6 protein-coding genes are annotated in these 6,118 nt (G+C 71.0%); 2 read left to right on the top strand and 4 right to left on the bottom strand.

What is annotated here, in order from left to right; translation table 11 throughout:
• Nucleotides 1-93: 93 nt before the first annotated feature.
• From EHS43_RS34665 to EHS43_RS34680, 4 genes are all read right to left on the bottom strand, one after another.
• Nucleotides 94-1,050: an ABC transporter substrate-binding protein gene (locus EHS43_RS34665; RefSeq protein ID WP_260470836.1), complete on the bottom strand. Its 957-nt coding sequence runs from the start codon at nt 1,048-1,050 to the stop codon at nt 94-96.
• The gene (locus tag EHS43_RS34670; protein ID WP_125194610.1) at nt 1,047-1,589 is read right to left on the bottom strand and encodes a GNAT family N-acetyltransferase; all 543 of its coding nucleotides are present in this window, start codon (nt 1,587-1,589) and stop codon (nt 1,047-1,049) included. The genes EHS43_RS34665 and EHS43_RS34670 overlap by 4 nt, the downstream gene beginning before the upstream one ends.
• Nucleotides 1,586-2,737, bottom strand: a complete 1,152-nt coding sequence (locus tag EHS43_RS34675; RefSeq protein WP_125194611.1) for an LLM class flavin-dependent oxidoreductase — start codon at nt 2,735-2,737, stop codon at nt 1,586-1,588. Before EHS43_RS34675 ends, EHS43_RS34670 begins: the two co-directional genes overlap by 4 nt.
• A 312-nt stretch (nt 2,738-3,049) precedes the next feature.
• Nucleotides 3,050-3,262: a hypothetical protein gene (locus EHS43_RS34680; RefSeq protein ID WP_125194612.1), complete on the bottom strand. Its 213-nt coding sequence runs from the start codon at nt 3,260-3,262 to the stop codon at nt 3,050-3,052.
• A gap of 84 nt (nt 3,263-3,346) precedes the next feature.
• Here EHS43_RS34680 and EHS43_RS34685 point away from each other — a divergent pair, with 84 nt between their 5' ends.
• Both EHS43_RS34685 and EHS43_RS34690 read left to right on the top strand, forming a co-directional pair.
• Nucleotides 3,347-4,354 carry an amino acid ABC transporter permease gene (locus EHS43_RS34685; RefSeq protein WP_125194613.1) on the top strand — a complete coding sequence of 336 codons (1,008 nt, stop codon included), beginning with the start codon at nt 3,347-3,349 and terminating at the stop codon, nt 4,352-4,354.
• The coding region (locus EHS43_RS34690) for an FAD/NAD(P)-binding domain-containing protein (protein ID WP_148104156.1) at nt 4,351-6,118 on the top strand (1,768 nt) is incomplete at its 3' end. The genes EHS43_RS34685 and EHS43_RS34690, both read left to right, overlap by 4 nt.

Below are 6,118 nucleotides of genomic sequence, written 5' to 3' on the forward strand. Positions count from 1 at the left end.
GCCCCGGGGCCTTTGCCCGGGGTGGCCGCGCCGGGCGGCGCGATGGCAGTGATGGATGGCGGCGTGGACATCGTGGAGGTTCCTGCTCAACTCTCAGCTGTGCTCGGACGGGTTGATCCGCGACGTGTCGATCGCGGAGGCGGAGGTGCCCCACTTCTTGAGGATCCGGGCGTAGGTGCCGTCCTTGATCAGCTCGTTGACGGCGGCCTGGAAGGCCTTGGTCAGTGGGGAGCCCTTCTTGAAGGCGAAGCCGACGTCGAGGCGGTGGAACTCGCCGAGGAAGGTGGTCTGCGAGGCGGGCTGGGCCGCCTGGTAGCGCAGGCCGTTGATGGTGGACATGATCACGTCGATGCGGCCCTGCTGGAGTGCGGTGAGGGTCGCCGCGTTCTCCGAGTAGACCTTCACGTCGTACGGCTTCCTGCCCGCCTTCGCGCACACCCCCTTCTGTGCGGCGAGGGTCGCTTCGAAGGTGGTGCCGGCGCCGGTGCCGATGGTCAGCCCGCACAGCCGGGTGAGGTCGGTGACCTTCGTGCCGAGTGCGGTGTTGCCCGTCTTCACCGCGAAGCCCTGGCCGTCGTTGACGTAGGTGACGAAGTCGATGGTCTTCAGGCGTTCGGTGGTGACGCCGAAGTTGCCGGTCCCGACGTCGTACTTGCCGCTGCCCAGGGCGGGCAGGATCGTCTCGAAGGAGGCGTCCTGCCGCTCCAGCTTCACGCCGAGGACCTTGGCCACCGCGTCGGCGATGTCGATGTCCTGGCCGGCCGGCGCCTTGTCCTGCCCGTTCGGGTAGTACGCCCCGGGCGGGAATCCGACCGAGCTGCCGACCCGCAGTGTGCCCGCTTCGCGGACGTCGGCGGGCAGCAGGGCGGCGGCGGAGTCCACCTTGTGTACGGCGGCGACCGGGTCGTCGGTCGGCGCGGGAGATGCCTGAGCACCCGCCGGTGCGGTGCCGGAGGTGTCGCCCGAGCCACAGGCGGTCAGCGCCAGTACGGGCAGCAGCGCGATGGTCGCGGCGATGCGCAGGCGGGTTCTGATCGGGCGAGGGTTCACAGGTGGGCTGCCTTTCCTGTGCGTGCGGTGACTGCTGTGCGTGCTGTCTGCGCTTCGGCCGGCAGATGTTTCTCGAAGGGCAGCGGGCCGATGGTTTCCGGGTCCGCCTCGGTGTCGAACAGCGGTGTGTAGCCGGTGGCCAGGTACAGGCCGCGGGCCTCGGGCTGGCGCGGCCCGGTGGTCAGATGGATCCGCCGGTAGCCCCGGATGCCCGCCTCGCGTTCCAGCTCGGCGATGACCCGCCGGGCGAGACCACGCCGCCGGTGGGCGGAGTGGGTCCAGATCCGCTTCAGTTCCGCGGTGGTCGCGTCGTACCGCCGGAAGGCGCCGCCTGCGACGGGCTCACCCCGCTCCAGCAGCAGGAGCAGCAGGCCGCCGTACGGTTCGGTGAACTCCTCGTCGGGATAGCGGGAGATCTCGGCGTGGGCGTCCTTGCCGTAGCGCGTGGAGTACTCGTGGCCGAGTTCGCGCAGCAGGGGTCTCACGCGCGGGTCGGAGACGGGGACCTGAATGACCGTCAACTCCGTTACGCACGTCATTCGTTCACCGCCGTCAGAGTCTGCGTCGCGCGTGCCGCGCGCTCGGCGTCGCGCTTGGCGACCTCCTCGCGGACGATCGGGATCACGTACCGGCCGAAGTCGACGGCGTCACCCAGCAGGTCGTAGCCGCGGGCGGAGAGGATGTCGACACCGAGGTCGTAGTAGTCGAGGAGCGCCTGGGCGACCGTCTCCGGGGTGCCGACCAGGGCGTTGGAGTTGCCCGCGCCGCCGGTCGCCGCGGCGGTCGGGGTCCACAGGGCGCGGTCGTAGCGCTCCCCCGCCTCGGCGATGGCGATGAGCCGCTGGGAGCCGACGTTTTGAGGTGTCGCCGCCTGCGGCCGGGTGTGCCCGCTGTGGCGCTTGCCGAGGGCCTCGCCCCGCTCCTTGCGGGCCTTGATCGCGCCGACCGTACGGTGGGCCTTCTCCCAGGCCAGCTCCTCGGTCGGGGCGATGATCGGGCGGAACGCCACCTGGATGCGGGGCACGTCCGTGCGGCCCGCGGCCTTCGCGGCGGCCTTCACGTTCTCGATCTGCTCGGCGGTCTTCGCCAGGGGCTCGCCCCACAGGCAGTAGATGTCGGCCTCGGCGCCTCCGGCGGCGTACGCGGCAGGGGACGAGCCGCCGAACGAGACGTTCGGGCGGGGCTGTTGGACAGGGAAGACGTCGCTGACGAAGTCGTGGAAGCGGTAGTGCTCGCCCTCGTGGTCGAAGGGCTCGTGAGTGGTCCAGATCCTCTTGACGATCCGGATGTACTCGCGGGTGCGGGCGTAGCGCTCGTCCTTGGTGAGGGTGTCGCCCTCGCGGCCCTGCTCGCGGTCGTTGCCACCGGTGATGAAGTGCACGGTCAGCCGGCCCTCGCTGATCTGATCGAGGGTGGCGAAGGTCTTCGCGGCGAAGGTGGGATAGGAGACGTTGGGCCGATGGGCGAGCAGGATCTGCAGGTGCTCCAACCTGCTCGCGATGTACGCGGCGGCCGGTGCGGGGTCCGGGGACCCGGAGCCGTAGGCGAACAGCACCCGGTCCCAGCCGTGGTCCTCGTGTGCCCGGGCGAGCCGGAGCGTGTACTCCTTGTCGAACGCGGCGCCGGAGCGGGGTGTGGTTTCGGAGCCGTCGTTGGTGGCGGCGATGCCGAGGAACTCCACGGGCATGGGAGATGGCCTTTCAGGGTGCGGCGACACGCAGGCATGGCGGAATCGCCGTGCGTGCGGGCGTGGGTGAACAACCGTCAGGCAGACGGGACGGTGCAGTCGTGACGACGTCGAGCGTCGGGAGAATCAGAGCTGGAAGCAGAGCTGCGGCAGCGCGCGTGGGAAGACAACTCGGCCCGCGACGGGGTCACCGAGGGAGGGAAGGGCCAGTCAGACGGCCCGCTGCCGAGTCAGGCGCAACACGCGGCCGACCACACCCGACCGAAGTCGATGTGATCGCGCGAGACCAAGCGCTGCTGGGCATTCATGCGACTAATTGAGCAGTACATCGTCGCGCTCGTCAAGCAGCGCCCGGATGCCGGACCGCCCGGGGGCCGACGCCGCCCAGGACGCTGTTGACACATCGATGCCCTGGGCACATACGATCGACAGCGGATCGGCCCCGCCCTGCGCGGCGGCCTCTCCGGCCGCGTTGAGGGACGTGGCGAACGTGACGACGCCGAGCCCCGGCCGCACCGTACGCACGCAGCGCCTGTGCCGTTGCGCTCCCTGCGAGTGCCACCGGGTGGTCACCCCCGCCTGCGATCCCCTCCCCCGGAGAACCTCTCGATGGTCACGCCTTCCGAAGTCACGCCGGCCCCTGCGGCGAAACCCCTGACACGGGCCAGCGCGCCTGCCCCCGACCTGCCCCGGATCGTGCCGCGCCGGCACGCCGGCCGGTGGCTGACCGCTGCGGTCGCCCTGCTGCTGTTCGCGATGGTGGTCAACTCCGTCGTCCGCAACGACGCCTTTCAATGGAGCGTGGTGGGCCGGTACTTCACCACCTCCGCCGTGCTCGACGGACTGCTGCTGTCCCTGTGGCTGACGGCTGTGGTGATGGTGCTCGGCTTCCTGCTCGGCACCGTGCTCGCGGTGATGCGGCTGTCGGCCAACCCTGTCCTGCGCACGCTGAGCTGGGGCTATGTGTGGATCTTCCGGTCCACACCGCTGCTGGTACAGCTGCTGTTCTGGTTCAACATCGGCGCCCTGTATCCGACGCTGGGCCTGGGCATCCCGTTCGGCCCGCAGTTCCTCACCGTCAAGACGGTCAATCTGCTAGGCCCCACCCTGACCGCCGTCATCGGCCTGACCCTGCACGAGACCGCCTACGCCGCCGAGGTGGTGCGCGGCGGCATCCTCTCCGTGGACCCCGGGCAGACCGAGGCGGCCCATGCCCTCGGGCTGAGCAGACACCGCACCCTGCGCCGGATCACCGTCCCCCAGGCGATGCGCTCCATCGTGCCCACGGCAGGGAACATGCTGATCGGCACTCTCAAGGGCACCAGCATCGTCAGCGTGCTGGCCGTGCACGACCTGCTGTACTCGGTGCAGCTCATCTACAACCAGACCTACCAGATCATCCCGCTGCTGATGGTCGCCACCCTCTGGTACATCGCGGTCACCACAGTGCTCAGCGCGGGCCAGTTCTACGTCGAGCGGTACTACGCGCGCGGGGACTCCCGCGCCCTGCCGCCCACCCCGCTGCAACGGCTGCGCGGCCGCCTGACCGCGCTGCGCCACCGGCTGAGCGCGGCCACGGCCGCCGACGCCCGCCCGGCGATGGGCGGTGACCGGTGAGCAGCACCCCTTCGCCGGTCCTGGTCGTCGTCGGCGCGGGGCCGCGCGCCACGGGCCTGCTGGAGCGAATCGCCGCCAACGTGCCCGAACTATGGGACGACGCAAGAGAGTTGCGCATCCACCTGGTGGACCCGCACCCGCCCGGCCCGGGACGCGTCTGGCGTCATGAGCAGTCGGCATTGCTGCGGATGAACTCCATGGCCGAGGACGTCACCATGTTCACCGACGAGTCCTCCACGATCGAGGGCCCGGTACAGCCTGGCCCCTCCCTTGCCGAGTGGGCCGCCCAGTTCTCCGGCAGGAGCCCCCGCCACACCCCGTACGCCGAGCCCACCGACCCGGAGGTGCTCGCGGAACTGCGCACACTCGACGGGTCCGACTTCCCCACCCACCGCGCACAGAGCGCCTACCTGAAATGGGTGTTCCGCAGGGCGCTGGCCCAACTGCCGCCCAGCGTCACGGTGGAGTGGCACCGCACCACCGCGACCGCCGTCACCGGTCCGCCGGACGGTCAACAGCAGGTGCACCTCGCCGATCGTGCCACGCCGCTCACCGCCGATCTGGTGGTCCTGGCCCAGGGACACCTCGGCTCCGCTCCCGCCGCCGAGTACCGTGACCACGCCGCATTCGCCCGCCGGCACGGCCGCTTTCACCTGCCGCCCGAGTTCACCGCCGACGCCGACCTGTCCGCACTGCGACCCGGCGAACACGTCATCGTGCGCGGCTTCGGGCTGGCCTTCATCGACCTGATGGCGCTGCTCACCGAGGGCCGCGGCGGCACCTTCCGCACCGAGGCCGACGGCACCCTCACCTACCTCGCGTCCGGCCGCGAACCGGTCCTGCACGTCGGATCGCGGCGCGGGGTGCCGTACCACTCCAAGACGCGCTACCGCCTCCAGGGTCCCCGGCCTCCCCTGCCGCGTCACCTCGGCCCCGAGGCGGTCGACGCGCTGCTCGCCGAGGGCCGTCCGCTGGACCTGCGGCGCGACGTGTGGCCGCTGATGGCCAAGGAGATCGGCTTCGGCCACTACCACGAGCTCTTCCACGCCCACCCCGAGCGCACGGCCCTCCCGTGGCCGGATTTCGTCGCCGCCTACGACCGCCTGGGCTGGTACGACGCCGAGATGGCGGCCCTCGTCGCCACGGCCGTACCCGACCCGGTGGACCGCCTGGACTTCGAGGTCCTGGACCGCCCGCTGGACGGCCTCGCCTTCCCCACGCCGGAGGCCTTCCAGGAACACCTGCGCGACCACATCGCCCGGGACGTCGCCCGCCGCGAGGACCCGGCGTTCAGCGCGGATCTCGGGGCATTCCTCGCCCTGCTCTCGGTCTACGGGCAACTGCCCCGCCTGGTCGCGGCGGGACGGCTGACCGCGCGTTCCGTCGCCGAGCAACTCGACGGCTGGTGGCACAGCTTCTTCAGCTTCCTGGCCTCCGGCCCGCCCGGATTCCGCCTGCGCCAGCTGCTGGCTCTGTCCCGGGCCGGCATCGTCCGCTTCCTGGGCGCCGGCATCCGGGTCGACACCGACGAGAGCACCGGCACCTTCACCGCGACCAGCCCCACCGTCCCGGAGCACACCCTGCACGCCACCGCCCTTGTCGAGGCGTACCTGCCGGGCCCCCCCCTGGCCCACACCGAGGACCCACTCCTGCGGGGCCTGCATCGGCAAGGCGCACTCGCCGAGGAGGTCATCGCCGACCCCACCCACACGCACCGCTCCGGCCTGCTCGCCGTCTCCCCCACGGACGGCCACGTCATCGACC

Source organism: Streptomyces sp. RP5T (assembly GCF_003933965.1).
Taxonomy (GTDB): domain Bacteria; phylum Actinomycetota; class Actinomycetes; order Streptomycetales; family Streptomycetaceae; genus Streptomyces.

Coding starts and splice junctions, on each gene's coding strand:
- EHS43_RS34685 (WP_125194613.1), top strand. CDS start 3,347: ATGGTCACGCCTTCCGAAGTCACGCCGGCCCCTGCGGCGAAACCCCTG.
- EHS43_RS34670 (WP_125194610.1), bottom strand. CDS start 1,589: ATGACGTGCGTAACGGAGTTGACGGTCATTCAGGTCCCCGTCTCCGAC.
- EHS43_RS34675 (WP_125194611.1), bottom strand. CDS start 2,737: ATGCCCGTGGAGTTCCTCGGCATCGCCGCCACCAACGACGGCTCCGAA.